16 protein-coding genes and 1 pseudogene are annotated in these 14,790 nt (G+C 66.5%); 8 read left to right on the forward strand and 9 right to left on the reverse strand.

Annotated features, from left to right (window positions below; translation table 11 throughout):
• Positions 1 to 20: 20 nt before the first annotated feature.
• Positions 21 to 698, forward strand: a complete 678-nt coding sequence (locus tag HMPREF2550_RS00850; protein ID WP_070789112.1) for a helix-turn-helix transcriptional regulator — start codon at positions 21 to 23, stop codon at positions 696 to 698.
• On the opposite strand, the gene HMPREF2550_RS00855 is transcribed toward HMPREF2550_RS00850, so the two are convergent.
• The 3 genes from HMPREF2550_RS00855 to HMPREF2550_RS00865 are packed head-to-tail and all read right to left on the reverse strand — an operon-like array spanning position 695 to position 2,606.
• Entirely contained in the window at positions 695 to 1,855 is a 1,161-nt protein-coding gene (locus tag HMPREF2550_RS00855; RefSeq protein WP_070789113.1) for a globin domain-containing protein, read from the reverse strand. The two genes, HMPREF2550_RS00850 and HMPREF2550_RS00855, sit on opposite strands and share 4 nt — an antisense overlap.
• Before the next feature lie 51 nt (positions 1,856 to 1,906).
• Positions 1,907 to 2,389, reverse strand: coding sequence for a hypothetical protein (locus HMPREF2550_RS00860; RefSeq protein WP_070789114.1), 483 nt, complete (start codon positions 2,387 to 2,389; stop codon positions 1,907 to 1,909).
• A gap of 4 nt (positions 2,390 to 2,393) precedes the next feature.
• Positions 2,394 to 2,606, reverse strand: coding sequence for a helix-turn-helix transcriptional regulator (locus HMPREF2550_RS00865; RefSeq protein ID WP_070789116.1), 213 nt, complete (start codon positions 2,604 to 2,606; stop codon positions 2,394 to 2,396).
• A 128-nt stretch (positions 2,607 to 2,734) separates the two neighbouring features.
• Between HMPREF2550_RS00865 and HMPREF2550_RS00870 the strand changes: the two are divergent.
• Positions 2,735 to 3,976 (forward strand): annotated as a pseudogene (locus HMPREF2550_RS00870) (glutaminase); the annotation flags it as partial.
• Between the two features lie 18 nt (positions 3,977 to 3,994).
• Positions 3,995 to 4,393 carry an SRPBCC domain-containing protein gene (locus HMPREF2550_RS12415; protein WP_256380806.1) on the forward strand — a complete coding sequence of 133 codons (399 nt, stop codon included), beginning with the start codon at positions 3,995 to 3,997 and terminating at the stop codon, positions 4,391 to 4,393.
• Here HMPREF2550_RS12415 and HMPREF2550_RS00875 read toward each other — a convergent pair.
• Positions 4,390 to 4,914 carry a TetR/AcrR family transcriptional regulator gene (locus HMPREF2550_RS00875; protein ID WP_070789122.1) on the reverse strand — a complete coding sequence of 175 codons (525 nt, stop codon included), beginning with the start codon at positions 4,912 to 4,914 and terminating at the stop codon, positions 4,390 to 4,392. The genes HMPREF2550_RS12415 and HMPREF2550_RS00875 overlap by 4 nt on opposite strands.
• 39 nt (positions 4,915 to 4,953) lie before the next feature.
• Here HMPREF2550_RS00875 and HMPREF2550_RS00880 point away from each other — a divergent pair, with 39 nt between their 5' ends.
• A complete protein-coding gene (locus HMPREF2550_RS00880) occupies positions 4,954 to 6,135 on the forward strand; it encodes an alpha-amylase family protein (RefSeq protein ID WP_070789124.1) in 1,182 nt (393 codons plus the stop codon).
• Here the strand turns inward: HMPREF2550_RS00880 and HMPREF2550_RS00885 are convergent.
• Positions 6,132 to 6,671, reverse strand: coding sequence for a hypothetical protein (locus tag HMPREF2550_RS00885; RefSeq protein WP_070789125.1), 540 nt, complete (start codon positions 6,669 to 6,671; stop codon positions 6,132 to 6,134). The two genes, HMPREF2550_RS00880 and HMPREF2550_RS00885, sit on opposite strands and share 4 nt — an antisense overlap.
• Before the next feature lie 62 nt (positions 6,672 to 6,733).
• Positions 6,734 to 8,068 carry a M20/M25/M40 family metallo-hydrolase gene (locus HMPREF2550_RS00890; protein ID WP_070789127.1) on the reverse strand — a complete coding sequence of 445 codons (1,335 nt, stop codon included), beginning with the start codon at positions 8,066 to 8,068 and terminating at the stop codon, positions 6,734 to 6,736.
• A gap of 122 nt (positions 8,069 to 8,190) precedes the next feature.
• Here HMPREF2550_RS00890 and HMPREF2550_RS00895 point away from each other — a divergent pair, with 122 nt between their 5' ends.
• Positions 8,191 to 8,766, forward strand: coding sequence for a TetR/AcrR family transcriptional regulator (locus HMPREF2550_RS00895; protein ID WP_083319704.1), 576 nt, complete (start codon positions 8,191 to 8,193; stop codon positions 8,764 to 8,766).
• The gene (locus HMPREF2550_RS00900) at positions 8,767 to 9,360 is read left to right on the forward strand and encodes a TetR/AcrR family transcriptional regulator (RefSeq protein ID WP_070789131.1); all 594 of its coding nucleotides are present in this window, start codon (positions 8,767 to 8,769) and stop codon (positions 9,358 to 9,360) included.
• Here HMPREF2550_RS00900 and HMPREF2550_RS00905 read toward each other — a convergent pair.
• The gene (locus tag HMPREF2550_RS00905) at positions 9,357 to 10,154 is read right to left on the reverse strand and encodes a hypothetical protein (RefSeq protein WP_070762838.1); all 798 of its coding nucleotides are present in this window, start codon (positions 10,152 to 10,154) and stop codon (positions 9,357 to 9,359) included. The two genes, HMPREF2550_RS00900 and HMPREF2550_RS00905, sit on opposite strands and share 4 nt — an antisense overlap.
• A complete protein-coding gene (locus HMPREF2550_RS00910) occupies positions 10,151 to 11,143 on the reverse strand; it encodes an App1 family protein (RefSeq protein ID WP_070789132.1) in 993 nt (330 codons plus the stop codon). Before HMPREF2550_RS00910 ends, HMPREF2550_RS00905 begins: the two co-directional genes overlap by 4 nt.
• A 20-nt stretch (positions 11,144 to 11,163) precedes the next feature.
• On the opposite strand from HMPREF2550_RS00910, the gene amn reads away from it, so the two are divergent.
• Positions 11,164 to 12,504 carry an AMP nucleosidase gene (amn, locus tag HMPREF2550_RS00915; protein WP_070789134.1) on the forward strand — a complete coding sequence of 447 codons (1,341 nt, stop codon included), beginning with the start codon at positions 11,164 to 11,166 and terminating at the stop codon, positions 12,502 to 12,504.
• Positions 12,505 to 12,530: 26 nt separating this feature from the next.
• A complete protein-coding gene (locus HMPREF2550_RS00920) occupies positions 12,531 to 13,436 on the forward strand; it encodes a Sir2 family NAD-dependent protein deacetylase (protein ID WP_070762835.1) in 906 nt (301 codons plus the stop codon).
• Here the strand turns inward: HMPREF2550_RS00920 and HMPREF2550_RS00925 are convergent.
• The gene (locus HMPREF2550_RS00925; RefSeq protein ID WP_070762834.1) at positions 13,433 to 14,686 is read right to left on the reverse strand and encodes a dicarboxylate/amino acid:cation symporter; all 1,254 of its coding nucleotides are present in this window, start codon (positions 14,684 to 14,686) and stop codon (positions 13,433 to 13,435) included. The genes HMPREF2550_RS00920 and HMPREF2550_RS00925 overlap by 4 nt on opposite strands.
• Between the last annotated feature and the right edge of the window lie 104 nt (positions 14,687 to 14,790).

Below are 14,790 nucleotides of genomic sequence, written 5' to 3' on the forward strand. Positions count from 1 at the left end.
GCCGTAGGAGGGTGTGAAACATGGTTCGCCGACGAGCGCCACGCCCTGCGTCTCAGCTCACCGCTGCCGCCGCCGAATTGAGCGCGAAGCAGCGGGAAGTCTTTCATGCCCTGCAGGCGTTTCCCGACGGGGCGCAGGTCGCCGAGCTCTCACACAAGCTCGGCATGCACATCAACACCGTGCGCGGCCACTTGGATGAGCTGATCGCGCAGGAGCTGGTCTCGCGCAGGCAGGCGCACACGGTGGGGCGGGGGCGTCCCTCGCATATCTTCACCGCGCGGGTGCCGCGTGGTAGCGAGGTGGCGAGCGAGTACATCGAACTCGTCGAGATGCTCACCGGCATGCTTGCCGACGGGGACCTGGAGCAAGCCCGCGAGATCGGACAGCAGTGGGCGGCGAAGTCCGGACACAAGGGGGATGTGCCGGAGGATTTGGACGAGGCCGCCGAAGGGCTCGTGCGGCTGCTGCGCGCGATGGGCTTTGACCCGGACATGCGGGAGGATTCCGTAGCCGAGACCTCGCGCGAGGTGGGCCTGCGCGCCTGCCCCTTCATCGGCCCGGACGGCACGCTGCCGGACCGGACGGTGGGCGCGCTCCACGCGGGTTACATCGACGGGCGGGCGGGCGAGCTCAAGGTCGAGCTCAAGCCCTTTGACCGGTTCAACGAGTGCGGGGCGCGCATCACTGACCCGCGCTAGTTGATCAGCCAGTCGTTCGGGCTGAACAGCTCGAAGTAGACGTTGGCGGGCGACTTTTCGGCCAGATCTTCGCGGATAGCCTGGAGGAAGTTTGCGCCGCCGCAGAGGTAGACATCAGCGCCGTCGACATCTGCCTCACTGATGGTGATGCGCTCGCCCTGACTGCGGAAGGCCGCGCGCACCTCGGCGTTGGGGAGCTTGTCCGCGAGCGCGCGGGTTTCCTCGCGCTGCGCCCACGATTCCTCGGAATCGTCGGCGTGCAGGTAGCACACCTTCCGGTCCGAGTTGGTGCGGGCGAGGTGGCCCAAGATGCCCACCATCGGGGTGGAGCCGATACCGCTGGAGATCAGCACGACCGGGTTGTCGCCGTCCTGGAGGACGAGGTCACCGGCGGCGAGGGTTGCGTCGACGGTGTCGCCGACTTCTACGCGTTCGCGCAGGAAGGTGGAGACCTCGCCGTCGCTTTCCACGGCGATGCGGTAGGAGTTCGCGTCGCCTTCGATGATGGAGTACTGGCGGAGCTGGCGCGCGCCGTCGTCAAGCGTGACGCCCACGGAGGTGTACTGGCCGGGCCGCGGGGTAGAAAAATCACCGGTGAGGGTGTAGGTGAACACCGTGTCGGTGAGCTGCTCCTTGGCGGTGACGGTCGCGCGGCGGAAGACGTCGCCGTCGGTGACGCCGTCGGAGGCGTAGAGCTTGGCCTCGTGCTGAATTAGCACATCGGCCATGAGCCAGTAGACGGCGTCCCAGGCCTCTGCGACCTCGGGGGTGACCGCGTCGCCGAGCACTTCGGCGATCGCGGCCATGAGGTTGTCGTGCACGATCTGGTACTGGTCCTTGCGGATGCCCAGCGAGACGTGCTTGTGGGCGATACGGTCGAGCATCATGACCGGGTCCGGCGCTGACGGGTCCACCAGCTGGGTGGCGAAAGTGGCGACGGAAGCGGCCAGAGCCTTCTGCTGCGCGCCCTGCTTCTGGTTGCCGCGGTTGAACGTGTTGGCGATGAGTTCCGGGTGGGCGGCGAACATCTTGGAATAGAACGTCGTGGTGATCGTCTCGATGTTTTCGCCCACCGGCGGGAGCGTCGCCTTGATGATTTCGGCGTGCTCATCGCTGAGGTAGTTGAGTTTCGGGTTCGGCTTTTCTGCGAGGTACATCGGCATCCTTCCTTGTCGTGAACGGAATACTGCCGATTATAACCGTGGTTATTAATCCTCGAGGTTTTGGTCCAGCCGTTCCTCGTCTTTGCGACGCTGCGAGCGCTGCAGGCGGGGTGCGAAGATCGCGGCCGCACCACCGCCAACGATCGCGCCGACAACTATGCCGACCGCGCCGCTCGGATCGCCGTCGTAGTCGTTGAAGGCAATGCCAGCGAAGGTGATCGCGAGGAAGATCCAGATGGGCAGTGTTGACAGTGTGAAAATCTTGGGCGGGCGGGGCCGCGGGGTGTAGTTCTGCATCCACAGTGCGCCGGCGGTCTGCGCAAGCGTGCCGGGCAGCAGGGCGAGCAGCGAGTAGATGGCCGCGCCGCTCGGCAGGACCCAGGCGAGGATCGCCATGATGAACGTGGTGGTGTACAGCAGCGTCTCCGAGGTCACCGTGCTGGACTGATGCAAGATCTGCTGCTGGTATTCGTCGTCGGTGCCCTGGTTCGCCAGGGCGATTTTGGTGTCGCCGTACTTCTTCAACATGGGATTATCCTTCCTGCTCGTCGCCGAAGAGGGCTTCGACGGTCTTGCCGAGCGTGCGTGCGATGTCGAGTGCGAGGTGGACGGAGGGGGAGTAGTTACCTTTTTCGATGTTGGCGATGGTCTGGCGGGAGACACCCACCTGTTGGGCGAGTTCGGCTTGGGAGAGTTCCTGCCACCGCCGCCACTTGCGGACCATGTTTTCGTGTGTGTCTGGCATCAGCGCTCCTTTCGGGTCTATGTAAGCGCCTACGACAAACAATAAAGAAAACGCGCCACGATGGCAAGGAAACTAGACAAAGAGGAAAGAGTGGGCGTCGCTAAGCATGAAGCTCTAGACTGGCGCGCATGCCTACGCCTGTACCTGAATACCTTGACCACCTGCTGGAACGAGTCCGCGACGACGACAGCGGCGAGCTCGCCGACTACATCGAGGAGCTCGCCGCCGCCGACCCCGACAAGCTCGGCGTGGCGCTGTGCACGACGTCGGGGAACCTCTACTCGGCGGGCGATGACGACTACGAGTTCACCATCCAGTCCATCTCCAAGCCGTTCGTTTACGCGCTCGCGCTGGAGGAGCTGGGCGCGGCGGAGGTGCACAAGTACGTGGGCGTGGAGCCGTCGGGCGATGCTTTCAACGCGATTTCGCTGGAGGAGGACACGCACCGGCCCGCGAACCCGATGATCAACGCGGGCGCGATCGCGGTGAACCAGCTGATCAACGGCGCTGAGTCCTCGGTTCAGGAGCGGGTGGAGAAGATCCGCGCGTTCTTTTCCAAGCTTGCGGGCCGCGAGCTGACTATCGACGAGTCGCTGGTGGAGTCCGAGATCGGCACCGCGCACCGCAACCTGGCGATTGCGCACCTGTTGCGCGAGTTCGGCATGGTGCAGGACCAGGCGCACGACGCGATCGAGTCCTACACGCAGCAGTGCGCGGTGCTGGTCACCGTGCGCGATCTGGCGACGATGGCGGCCACCCTGGCCAACGGCGGAGTCCAGCCGATCACCGGCGAGCGGGTCTGCTCCGCGGCCGCGGCGCGGATTACGCAGGCGGTGATGACTTCGGCGGGCATGTACGACGGCTCGGGGCGGTGGATGGTCAACGTGGGCATCCCCGCGAAGTCGGGTGTGGCCGGCGGGCTGATCGGCACGATGCCGGGGCAGCTGGGCTTGGCGTCGCTGAGTCCGCGGCTGAACGAGCAGGGTAACTCGGTGCGCGGGGTGAAGATCTTCCGCGAGATGTCCGCCTCGCTCGGGCTGAACCTGATGGGCGCGGATTACTACACGGCGCCGGGGATTCGGTCGGTGGAGCGCAGAGAAGATTGCACCGTGGTGGTGCTGCAGGGCATGATCAACTTCACCGCCGCGGAGAAGATCCTGCACGACCTGTCCGGCGAGCGCATCGTCGGCGGCACGCTGGTGCTCGACGTGTCGAATGTGACCAGCTTCAATAAGGCCGGCCGCCTGCTCATCAAGGAGGGGCTGCGCCAGCTTCGCGACGAGGGCTACGAGGTCAGCATCTACGACCCCGACTCCGCCATGCCGGACTACGAGTTTTCCGACGGCACCAAGGTCCGCGCCATCAAGGACTTCTCCACCACCTTCACCGTGCCCGCCTCGCGTACCGCGGTGTTCAAGGCGATCACCACGCCGAAGGACTGGTGGGACGACCACATCGAGGGCTCGGCGGCCGAGGCCGGCGGCGAGTTCCACTTCGACACGGACAGCCAATACGCCGAGTTCCGCGTCGAAGAGGCCGCAGAGGGCGACCGCCTGGTCTGGCATACCGAGACCACGGGCAAGGAGAAGGAGGACCGCGACTGGGACGACACCTCGCTCATCTTCGAGCTCAGCGACAGCGAGGAGGAGCAGGGCGAAACGCAGGTCACCTTCACCCACCGCGGCATGCACCCGCACGAGGAGGGCTACAAGGAGGCCGTCGAGGCGTGGCGCGAACGCCTGCAGGACCGCCTCGAGCCGCTGATCCGGCGGCGCGGGGAGGGCTAGAGGGCGGCTGTGAGGGCGGCGAGTGTGGCGTCGAGAAGCAATTGGCGACGCGCGGCGGGGCAGCCCTCGTCGACCCAGTCCAGCGCGATGGCGTCGAGAAAGCCGAGTGAGCCGGAGACCGCGACGCGGGCGCGCTCGTCGCTGCGGCCGAGGAGCTCGCACAGCGTGTGGACGGTGGCGTCGCGGTGCTCGATGCGCAGGTGGATCGCCTCGAGCGGTTCCTCCCCGCTGCGGCGGCCGGCCGCCCAGACGAAGGGGCGCGCGGCGATGTGGTCGAGGTAGGCGCGCACAAGCTCGGCGGGCTCGCGGAAGCGGGTGAAGTCGAACGCTGTTTCCTGCAGAAACGCCGCGTACAGGCCCGCTTTGGAGCCGAAGTAGTGGAAGATGAGGCCTTCCGACACCCCGCAGCGCTGGGCGATAAGCTGGGCAGAGACATCGCCATAAGGCAGGGAAGCGAAGGTCGTGGTGGCGGCGTCGAGGATTTCGGCGCGGCGTTCCTCGACACTCAAGCGGCGCGTCATGCCCTTGAGCCTACATCCGCGTGGAAGGAGCCCACCTACATGAAACCGCAACTCGCCGACGTGATCTGGTGGCACGTCTACCCGCTCGGCGCCACCGGCGCCCCCATCCGCGACCGCGCAGGCGACGATTCCGGGCACCGCCTCGGCCAGCTGGAGGCCTGGCTGGACTACCTCATCGAGCTCGGCTGCAACGGGCTGTTGCTCGGCCCCATCTTCGAGTCGGTCACCCACGGCTACGACACGCTCGATCATTACCGCATCGACGCCCGGCTTGGCGACGACGCCGATTTCGACCGCCTGATCACCGCCTGCCATTCCCGCGGCATCCAGGTCATGCTCGACGGCGTGTTCAACCACGTCGCCCGCACCCACCCCTGGGTCGCCGAGGGACTGGCCGGCGACACCGACTGGGAGGGCCACGCCGACCTGGCCACCCTGCACCACGAGGACCCGCGCATTGTCGACGCGGTGGTGGACATCATGTGCCACTGGCTGCGCCGCGGCATCCAGGGCTGGCGCCTGGACGTGGCCTACTCGGTGCCGCCCGAGTTCTGGCGCACCGTGCTTAAGCGCGTGCGCGAGGAGTTCCCCGACGTGCTCATCCTCGGCGAGGTCATCCACGGCGACTACGCCGCCATCACCGAGGCGGGCACCCTGGATGCGGTCACGCAGTACGAGCTGTGGAAGGGGTTGTGGTCGTCGATTGCGGACACGAACTTCTGGGAGCTCGACCACGCGATCGGCCGCCACGCCGAGACCGCTGCGCGCACCCTGCCGAACATCTTCATCGGCAACCACGACGTCGACCGCATCGCCTCCAAGGTGGGCCAGGACGGCGAGATCATCGCGCTCGCGCTGCTGATGAGCCTGCCCGGCATGCCGAGCATCTACTACGGCGACGAGCAGGGCTTCGAAGCGCTGCGCGGCGAGGGCTTCGCCGCCGACGACCCCGTACGCCCCCCACTGCCCGCCACCCCTGCGGAACTCTCTGAGCTGGGTGCCTGGGTGCTCGCCGAGCACAAGAAGCTCATCGGGGTGCGCCGCCGCAACCAGTGGCTCACGCACGCCGAGGTGGAGGTCCTGGACAAGCAAAACGCCACGATCTCCCTTCGGAGTCGTGGCGAGGGCGGCGAGGAAATCCAAACCGACGCGTGGTTAGAACCCACCTACGGGGTGCGCATCCGCGCCGGGGAAGAAGTCTTCTACGAGTGGCAGGCCTAGAACGGCAGCGAGGAGCCCGGTGCGTACTGGGCGAGCAGCTGCTGCGCGATGACCGCCAGGTCCGGTAGGCGCACCGTGGCCACGTTGGACACCGGGGCGTCGAAGGTCGGCACGCCCTGCGGCGCGAGCACGATCACCGGCTTCCCGGATTGAGCAGGTGCCGACTGTGCAGGTTTCGCGGGCGCGGGCTGAGCCTGCTGGGCCGGAGCAGGTTTCGCCGGGGCCTGCTGCGCCGGAGCCTGCTGGCCCCCGCCGTTGGTGCCCTTGAGTCCGCAGCGGTTGGCCGCGCTTTCGACGCGTGCGAGTGCGTCGAGAATCTGCGGGCCGCGGCTGTCGAAGCGCGCGATGGTGCGCGCCTGGCGCACCTTGGCGTTGTAGTCGGCGTCGTTGGTCCAGTACTTTTCTGCCTGCTCGCAGGAGATTTCGCCGGCGGGGAGTTTCGCCAGGGCGTCGTCAATCGCGTCGGCGTGGGCGGGCTGGGCGGCAAAGAGGGTGCCCGCGGCGGCCGCGGACAGGGCAATAGCGCGAATCTTCATGCGGCCCAGTATGGCACGGATGTGACAGATGTGAAAGGGGTGCGAAAGGGGTGCGAAAGGTTTTACGCCTTCACCATCCGCCGCACCAGGCTCCGATAGGCCTTGACGGTCAGCTCCATGTCCTCTACTTCCACGTACTCGTCGTGGCTGTGCAAAAGGTCAAGCACCTGGCCGAGTGTGCGCTCGCGCTGGTGCAGGGCGAAGCCGTAGCCGACCCCGCCCTTGCGGCGCGCAAAGCGCAGATCGGAGCCGCCGGCGGCCAGTGTCGGCACCACGGCGGCGTCGGGGAAGAACTCGGCAAAGGTGTCCACGATCGCCTCGTACAACGGGCCTTCGGTCGGCGAGACCGTGGCGTCCTCGGTGATCAGGTGAGTGATCTCCACCTCGTCGGCCATGTCGCCCAGCGCCTCGCGCAGCAGCTCGTCGATCTCCTCCTGGGTCTGGCCGGGCAGCTGGCGGATGTCTAAATCCAGCGAGGCCTCAGAGGGCAGCACGTTGATCGCCCCGCCCGCGCGCAGCACCGTCGGCGCGACGGTGAGGTGGCTCATCGCGTGCGAGTAGCGCTCAAGCTGGCCGAAGGCCTCGTAGCCCTCGCCGGCAAGCAGGGCCGCCTCGGTCGCCTCGTCGAACTTCCACGCCCGCACGTAGCCGGGCCACGGCTCGTCCGTGGTCACCGGGGGTGTAAGCGCCGCGACGCGCTCCGCCACCTTCCCGATCTTCGCAATGGTCAGCTCCCGCCCGTGCGGGGTAGAGCCGTGGCCGGCGTCCCCGTGCACCGTCAGCCGGCGCTGCGCGGCACCCTTCTCGCCCACGACGACGACCAGCGCGTCCGAGCCGTCCTGTACGGGCAGGTGCGAGCCGCCCTCCTCGGACAGGCAGTTCTTCCAGGAAAAGGCGTCCGGGTGGTGCTCGGCCAGCCAGCCGACCCCGAGCCCGCCGCGGGCTTCCTCGTCGGCGCAGCCGACAAAGGTCAGGGTGCCGGCGGGCTGGGTGCCGCTTAAGGCGACGTCGCGCACCACGGCGGCCATGGCGGCGGTGATGTAGAGCATGTCGGTGGCGCCGCGGCCGTACACGCGGCCGTCGATAAGCTGGGCCCCGAAGGGCTCCTTCGTCCACTTCGCCGCATCGACCGGTACCACGTCGGTGTGGCCGAGCAGAGTCAGCGGCTCGGCGTCCGGGTCCGAGCCCTCCAGCGTGAAGGCGATGGAGGTGCGACCCGGGTGCGACTCGAAGCGCTCGACGCGCACGTTGGGGCAATCCGCGAAGAAGCGTTCGAGCGCATCCGCGGCCTTGTGCTCCTGCCCAGAATCGGGGGTGAGATCGTTGACGCACGCGAGCTGAATTAACTCTTGCAGCAGCGCAACTGTGGTATCTGCGAGAGAAGAAGCAGTAGACACTGCAACCCACTTTCTTAAATTTGACTAATAGGGTAATTTACGGGTGTTGAAATGATGGAAGCGATCACCGTTTCCAAGAATAACGTGCATCCGGTAGATGGAGCGGAGGTAGAGGAGCGACAATGGCCCGTCGAGAGGGCAGTATGGACCCCCGCGCAGTACGGACCCGCGGGGCATTCCTGAATGCCACAAGGGAACTCCAGCTGGAAAATAAGACCGAGGACATTACGGTCTCCGCAATCGTGAAGCGCGCCGGCATGAGCCGCCAGGTCTTCTACGAGCACTACGACGGCCGTGACGCCGTGGTCGGCGCGCTCATCGAGCACACCTTCCGCCCCGTCATCGACGCATATATCAAGGAATACATCGAAAGCGACAGCCCGCGCGCCGCCATCGACGTGCTCGTCGGCGGCATGTACGAGGAGCGCGACCTTTTGCTCAACGTGGTCGGCGGCCCGGCTTTGCCCGCTGTGCTGGGGGTCTTTACCACCCCGGAGCAGCCGATGCTGCGCAACGCGGTCGACTCCTTGCAAGAGCGCCTGGGCAAGATCGACCAGCAGTACCAGGAGGACCTCGGCGATCTGTTGCGTGCTGGTGCCTTCCGCTTGATGGTCAAGTCCGTACGGGAAGCAGGCAGCGCCGCCGAAGCCGCCGACCGCGTCGCTGAGGTGCTCGGTATCCTGCGCAAGGCGTTTTAAATGACCCAGGCGAAGAACGTGGCACGGAGACAGGGCAGTGTTGACCCGCGGGCGGTCCGCACCCGCGAGGCGCTCGTGAGCGCCACAATCGAGTTGCTCGCCACCAAGCGGGTGGACCAGCTTTCCGTCTCTGGCATTGTGAAGGCGGCGCAGGTGAGCCGCCAGGTCTTCTACGAGCATTTCCAGGACCGCGACGGCGTGGTGCTCGCGGCCGGGGAGGCCGTGCTCGCGCCTGCCTACGAGGAGTTCGCCGCCAACTTCGTCGGCGATGAAAGCTACCCGGAGCAGGTGCGCCAGCTCGCCCGCGCGATCGAACCGTACCGGCCGATGGTGTGCCACCTCATCGACTCCCCGGTGCACGCGAAGCTCAACCAGGTGCTGTGCGACCTGCTGTTTACGCCGATCCGCGACGGGCTCAGGGCGATGCTCGATGAGCAGGGTAAAAAGGCCTCGGGGCAGCTTCTCGACGATACGGCCATGTTCATGATCGCCGGCACCCAACACCTGTTCATCCGGGCCTATCGCGACCAGCTCGGGGCAGACCCGACCGCCGAGCGCATCGAGCAGGTGCGCCTCCTCCTCGGCGGCATCTAGACGGTGCCGAGCGCTGCGGCCAGCTTGTCGAGGGCGTCGGTGGTGTCGGAAAAGGACCCGATCTCGCTGGTTGCGGCCACGGCGATGCCGTAGCGCTTCTCACCCAGCGTGGCGTAGCCGAACTGGCGCGACTCCCACGTCCCCTCGGGGGTATCGCTCCAGCCGCCCTTGAAAGGGATGCCCAGGCTGCCCAGGCCCCAGGCCTGTGACTCGTCCACGTGCTCCATGAGGTCGAGCACGAAGGCGGCGTTTTCGTCCGGCTCCGAATCGGCAAGTTGCGCAAGGTAATGGGCGTACTTCGCCTGCGACTCGAGAGGCCACTCGGTCACGCCCCAGGTCGGGGAGGGTACCACGTCCGCCTCCGCCTTTGCGATCTCCTCGCCAACAAACTTCTCCGCCCCGCCGGAGGCCTCCAGGCACCACCAGAGCTGGTCGGTCGAGGCGTTGTCGGAGACCTCGATCATTGAGGTCATCAGCGCTTCGCGCGTCGCCTTATCGACGTCGCAGTGCTCCAGCGCGGCGAACGCCACCGGCACCTTGATGGTGGACCAGGAACGCAGCATGCTGGTGTCGCCGGCGCGGGTGGCGGAGAAGTCGTCGTCGATAAGCACGATGCCCAGCGCGGTGTCAGTTTCGCGCGAAATCTTTGACACCTCGTCTTCGAGCCACTGCGGGTCCACGCCGAGGCGTTCGTCCTGCTCGGTGAGCACGGGTGCCAGCTCCTCTGCCGGCGGCTCCTGGCAGGCGGAAAGCACGCCGATTGTGCAGAGCAGCGCGGCGAGAGTCCGTTTCACAGCTTCTTGAACTCCCTCGCCAAGTCGAAGCCGGTGTGCCCGTGGATCGCCTTGATCGTGCGGTAGTTGCCGGGCTGCGAAATGGTGGCGGTGGTGCCGTGGGCGAGCATGTGCTCGGAGCGGCTGAGCTCGCGGATCGCCACCAGGCGCACCCGGTCGGGGTGCTCCTGGACGAGGTCCGAGTAGAGCATGGGGTCGTGCTGGCCGTCGTCGCCAACCAGCGTCCAGCGGATGTTGGGGAAGTCCACGATGAGGTTGCGCAGCGCGACCCGCTTGTGCTCCTGGCCGCTGCGGAACAGCCCGGTCGGGGTCGGGCCCCAGTCGGTGAGCAGCAGGGGGCCGGGCGGCAGCTTCTCGCGCGCGATGAAGTCCGTGAGCGTGTCGAAGGTGTTCCACGCGCCGGTGGAGACGTAGAACGTCGGCTCGCCGGGCGCGAGGAGTTCCGCGTACAGGTCGCGCATGCCGGGCACGGGCTGGCGCGTATTCGTTTTCTTCACCCAGGAGTTCCATGCGGCGAGCATGGCGCGCGGCAGCATGGTCACCATGATCGTGTCGTCCACATCCGAGATCAGGCCGTGCGTGACGTCGTCGGCGATGATCTGCACCCGCGCCTCGGTGGCCTCGGCGCTCAAGGGGGTGCGCACGGTGGCGGTGTGCCAGCCGGGTGGAAGCCCGTGGTCCAGAATCAGTACTTCGAGGTAGCCGTTGCGGTCGGTCTGGGCGGTGACGCGCTGGTCGCCCAGCTCGACGGTGACCGCGATGTTGGGGACCTGGGTGGTGAAGAATTGGCGGTAGCCGCGCTCCACTTCGGTCTTCGGCTCGCGCTCCGGGTCTGCCATGAGCACGCGGCCGAGGACGCGGGCGCGCTCGGCGTTGCCGTAGCCGGTAAAGCCGGTGACCTGCGGTACCCAGCCGCGGCGCGATTTCGCCTTCACGTCGACGCTGTTGATGCGGTGCTCCGCCCAGCGGACCACGTCTGAAAATCCCATAAGCCAGTAGTCTAGGCGCTATGGATGTTGTGGGAAGTGCGCACGTGGCCGTCGATACGCTCATTGAGCTCTATGAAGCGTCGTGCGAGTGTGCGCGCGACGCGATGAGCAGCGGGGACTACGCGCGCTACGAAGATGTCTACTACCCCAAGCTGTCCGTGACGATTGATAACTGGGTGCCGGTGGATCGCTCCGAGCCCTTCGGCTACGTCGATGAGGCCGGCGTCTACAGCGCCGAGCTCTCCCGCCCCGATCTGATGGCACCGTACCTGCGCGCGCAGCTCGAGGCGCTCACCACCAACTACGAGTGCGTCATCCGCGTCGGCTACTCGGACACCCGCATCCCGCCCGAGTACATCCGGGGCACCGCCGCCCGCGCCGGCAATTCGCCCCACGTGCCGCGGCCCGCGCTCGACGACGTGCACGACGCGATTATCGACGGCCACTGGGACGCCTTCCACGGGGCCGAAAAGCCCCTCTTCCACTTCGGGCCCCAGCGCTTCGACCTCGCGCTCGCCCGGCTCGAGCACTACACGGGCATCCAGGTCGAGTCGCTGCAGAAGTACATCCTGTTTACCAACTACGACATGCACGTCACCGAGTTCGTGAAGTTCGGGACCGCGGAGCTGGCGCGCGAAGGTTCTCGCTACACGCGCCTGGTCGTGCCGGAAGGCGACGCGAAGTACCAGATGCCGCGCTACGACCTGGTTACCGAGGACGGCGACGGCATCACCATGATCAACATCGGCGTCGGTCCCTCGAACGCGAAGACCATCACCGACTCGCTGGCGGTGCTGCGCCCGGAGGCGTGGATCATGATTGGGCACTGTGCAGGCATGGACGCGCGCATGCGCATCGGCGACCTCATCCTGGGCAACGCGTATGAGCGCAAGGACACCGTGCTGGACGAGCACATCCGCCCCGACTCGCCCATCCCGGCCGTACCCGAGATCCAGCGCACCCTGGAGAAGGCGGTCTCCAAGATCTATGGCGAGGACTCCGCGCTCATGCGCACCGGCACCGTGCTATCTACCGGCGACCGCAACTGGGAGTGGAAGACCCCGCAGGATTTGTGGGAGTGGCTGCGCGGCTCGACGGCGGCCGCGGTGGACATGGAGTCCTGCACCATCGCCGCGAATGGGTATCGCTACCGCGTCCCCTACGGCGCGCTGCTGGCCGTGTCCGACCTGCCGCTGCACGCGGTGCCGAAACTGCCCGCCGCCGCGCAGGCCTTCTACTCCAACTCGAAGGAGGCCCACGTGATGTGTGCGGTGCGCGCGATGGAGAAGCTGGCGAAGAACCCGCAGCGGCTGCGCACCCGCAAGCTGCGCCGCACGATTGGAGAGCTCCCATTCCGCTAAGTTCCTTCGACGACCCGGCCGTCCAGATGGCGCACGCGAGCGCGGTGCGCTCCATCGAGCGGGTCGTGCACGAAACCACCACGCCGACGGACCCGGAGCTTGCGATCCAGCGGGTAGTAGAGCAGCTGCGCGCTGGCCGCGTCCTGGTGATCACCGGCGCGGGCGTGTCCACCGACTCCGGCATCCCCGACTACCGCTCCGCAGGCGGCCGCCTGACCAAGGGTCGGCCGATGACGTACCAGGAGTTCGCGCACTCGCCGGAGCAGGTGCGCCGCTATTGGGCGCGTGCGTTCGTCGGTATGCAGTTCATGCGCGCAGCCTCACCGAACCGCACCCACTTCGCGCTGGTCGAGCTGGAGCGCGCCGGGCTGCTCACCGGGATTGTCACGCAAAACGTCGACGGGCTGCATGTGGCCGCCGGCTCGCGCAAGGTCATCGCGCTGCACGGGGATATGGAAGAAGTCGTCTGCCTCGATTGCGGCGCGCGCCATGCCCGCTCGCTTATCGACGCTCTGCTCACCCAAGCCAACCCCAACTATTTCGATTCCGTCGAGGTCACAGGAAGCATGATCAACCCCGACGGCGACGTGGAGCTGCGCGCAGAAGATGTGGAGCGCTTCCGCATGATCGACTGCCCGGCGTGCGGCGGGCAGCGGCTAAAGCCGTCGGTGGTTTACTTTGGGGAGAACGTGCCGAGGGGGCGTCGAGAAGCGGCGCGCGAATGGCTGGATGAGTCGAATTCTGTGCTCGCCCTGGGGACGTCGCTTGCGGTGATGAGCGGCTACCGCTTCGTCATCGACGCCCGCAAGCAGGGCAAACCCGTCTCGGTGGTCAACGGCGGGCCGGGCCGCGGCGACCCGAAGGCGACGACGCTGTGGCGCACCGGGGTCGCCGAGGCGATGGACGCGATCCTCGACGGGCTGGAGCTTTAGGAAGTTTTGGCCGAAAAGTTGTCCCAGACCTGCTTGTCCAGGATCTTTTCGCGCGTGGCCACCACGGCGGCGACGACGGCCTGGCCGGTGACGTTGACGGCGGTGCGCCCCATGTCGATGATCGGCTCGACAGCCAGCAGCAGGCCGACGCCGGACAGTGGCAGGCCCAGTGTGGACAGCGTCAGCGTGAGCATGACGGTCGCGCCGGTGGTGCCGGCGGTGGCGGCCGAGCCCAGCACGGACACGATCACGATGAGCAGGTAGTCGGTCGCGCCCAGGTCAATGCCGTAGAACTGCGCGACGAACAGGGCGGCGATGGCGGGGTAGATGGAGGCGCAGCCGTCCATCTTGGTGGTCGCGCCGAGCGGCATGGCGAATGAGGCGTACTCGGTGGGCACGCCCATCGACTGCTCGACGGTGCGCTGGTTCACCGGCATGACACCCATGGAGGAGCGGGTAACAAAGCCGAGCATGGTTACCGGCCAGACGCGGCGGGCGAACTCTACGACGTTGATCTTGTTCGCAGCGAGTACCAGCGGGTAGAGCACGAAGATGACCAGGGCGAGGCCGATGTAGATGGCCAGGACGAACTGGCCGAGGCTGCTCATAGCCGACCAGCCGTAGGTGGCGACCGCATTACCGATCAGTGCCGCGGTGCCGATCGGGGCGAGGCGGATGACCCACCACAGGACGACCTGGATGACGGAGAGCAGCGACTCGGAGAACTGGATAAACGGCTCGGCCGACTTGCCCGCCTTCACGGCGGCGATGCCGATGAGCAGGGAGACGACCAAGATCTGCAGGACGTTGAAGCTCACGGACTCGCCGTTCGTGCCAAGGCCTAGGAAGTTGGAGGGCACGACGGAGTCCAAAAAGCCCATCCAGGAGCCGGTGGTCGACGGTTCGGCGGCGTCGGCGGCATCGACGGTGGAGTTCGCGCCGGGCTTGAGGATCGCGCCGACGGCGATGCCGATCAGCACGGAGAAGAACGCGGTAATGGCGAACCAGATCAGGGTCTGGGCGGCGAGTCGGGCCGCGTTGGTCACCTCGCGGAGCTTGGCAATCGAGGTCACCACCGCGGTGAACACCAGCGGTGGGATGAGCAGCTTGAGCAGCTGGACGTAGGTGCCGCCGACCCACTCGAGGAGTCCGGCGAGCCAGTCGTCGGCAATGAGCCCGAGCACAAGGCCGATGATCAGGCCGTAGATGACTTGGGCACCGAACCCGGTGGCCCACTTGGGGAGAGACATGTGCGCTCCAATGCGAAATAATGAACAGGTCAGTTTTTACTTGCCGAACACTAGCAGGTCGGAAAGAAATTACTAATCCGACACATCTAGACCGAGTAGTATGG

It is taken from the genome of Corynebacterium sp. HMSC074A01, assembly GCF_001831515.1.
Lineage (GTDB): Bacteria > Actinomycetota > Actinomycetes > Mycobacteriales > Mycobacteriaceae > Corynebacterium.

What these genes read in the sequence shown, in the direction of transcription:
- HMPREF2550_RS00850 (WP_070789112.1), top strand. Translation starts at nt 21, where the DNA reads ATGGTTCGCCGACGAGCGCCACGCCCTGCGTCTCAGCTCACCGCTGCC.
- HMPREF2550_RS00855 (WP_070789113.1), bottom strand. Translation starts at nt 1,855, where the DNA reads ATGTACCTCGCAGAAAAGCCGAACCCGAAACTCAACTACCTCAGCGAT.
- HMPREF2550_RS00860 (WP_070789114.1), bottom strand. Translation starts at nt 2,389, where the DNA reads ATGTTGAAGAAGTACGGCGACACCAAAATCGCCCTGGCGAACCAGGGC.
- HMPREF2550_RS00865 (WP_070789116.1), bottom strand. Translation starts at nt 2,606, where the DNA reads ATGCCAGACACACACGAAAACATGGTCCGCAAGTGGCGGCGGTGGCAG.
- HMPREF2550_RS00875 (WP_070789122.1), bottom strand. Translation starts at nt 4,914, where the DNA reads ATGACGCGCCGCTTGAGTGTCGAGGAACGCCGCGCCGAAATCCTCGAC.
- HMPREF2550_RS00880 (WP_070789124.1), top strand. Translation starts at nt 4,954, where the DNA reads ATGAAACCGCAACTCGCCGACGTGATCTGGTGGCACGTCTACCCGCTC.
- HMPREF2550_RS00885 (WP_070789125.1), bottom strand. Translation starts at nt 6,671, where the DNA reads ATGAAGATTCGCGCTATTGCCCTGTCCGCGGCCGCCGCGGGCACCCTC.
- HMPREF2550_RS00895 (WP_083319704.1), top strand. Translation starts at nt 8,191, where the DNA reads ATGGCCCGTCGAGAGGGCAGTATGGACCCCCGCGCAGTACGGACCCGC.
- HMPREF2550_RS00900 (WP_070789131.1), top strand. Translation starts at nt 8,767, where the DNA reads ATGACCCAGGCGAAGAACGTGGCACGGAGACAGGGCAGTGTTGACCCG.
- HMPREF2550_RS00910 (WP_070789132.1), bottom strand. Translation starts at nt 11,143, where the DNA reads ATGGGATTTTCAGACGTGGTCCGCTGGGCGGAGCACCGCATCAACAGC.
- amn (WP_070789134.1), top strand. Translation starts at nt 11,164, where the DNA reads ATGGATGTTGTGGGAAGTGCGCACGTGGCCGTCGATACGCTCATTGAG.
- HMPREF2550_RS00920 (WP_070762835.1), top strand. Translation starts at nt 12,531, where the DNA reads ATGGCGCACGCGAGCGCGGTGCGCTCCATCGAGCGGGTCGTGCACGAA.
- HMPREF2550_RS00925 (WP_070762834.1), bottom strand. Translation starts at nt 14,686, where the DNA reads ATGTCTCTCCCCAAGTGGGCCACCGGGTTCGGTGCCCAAGTCATCTAC.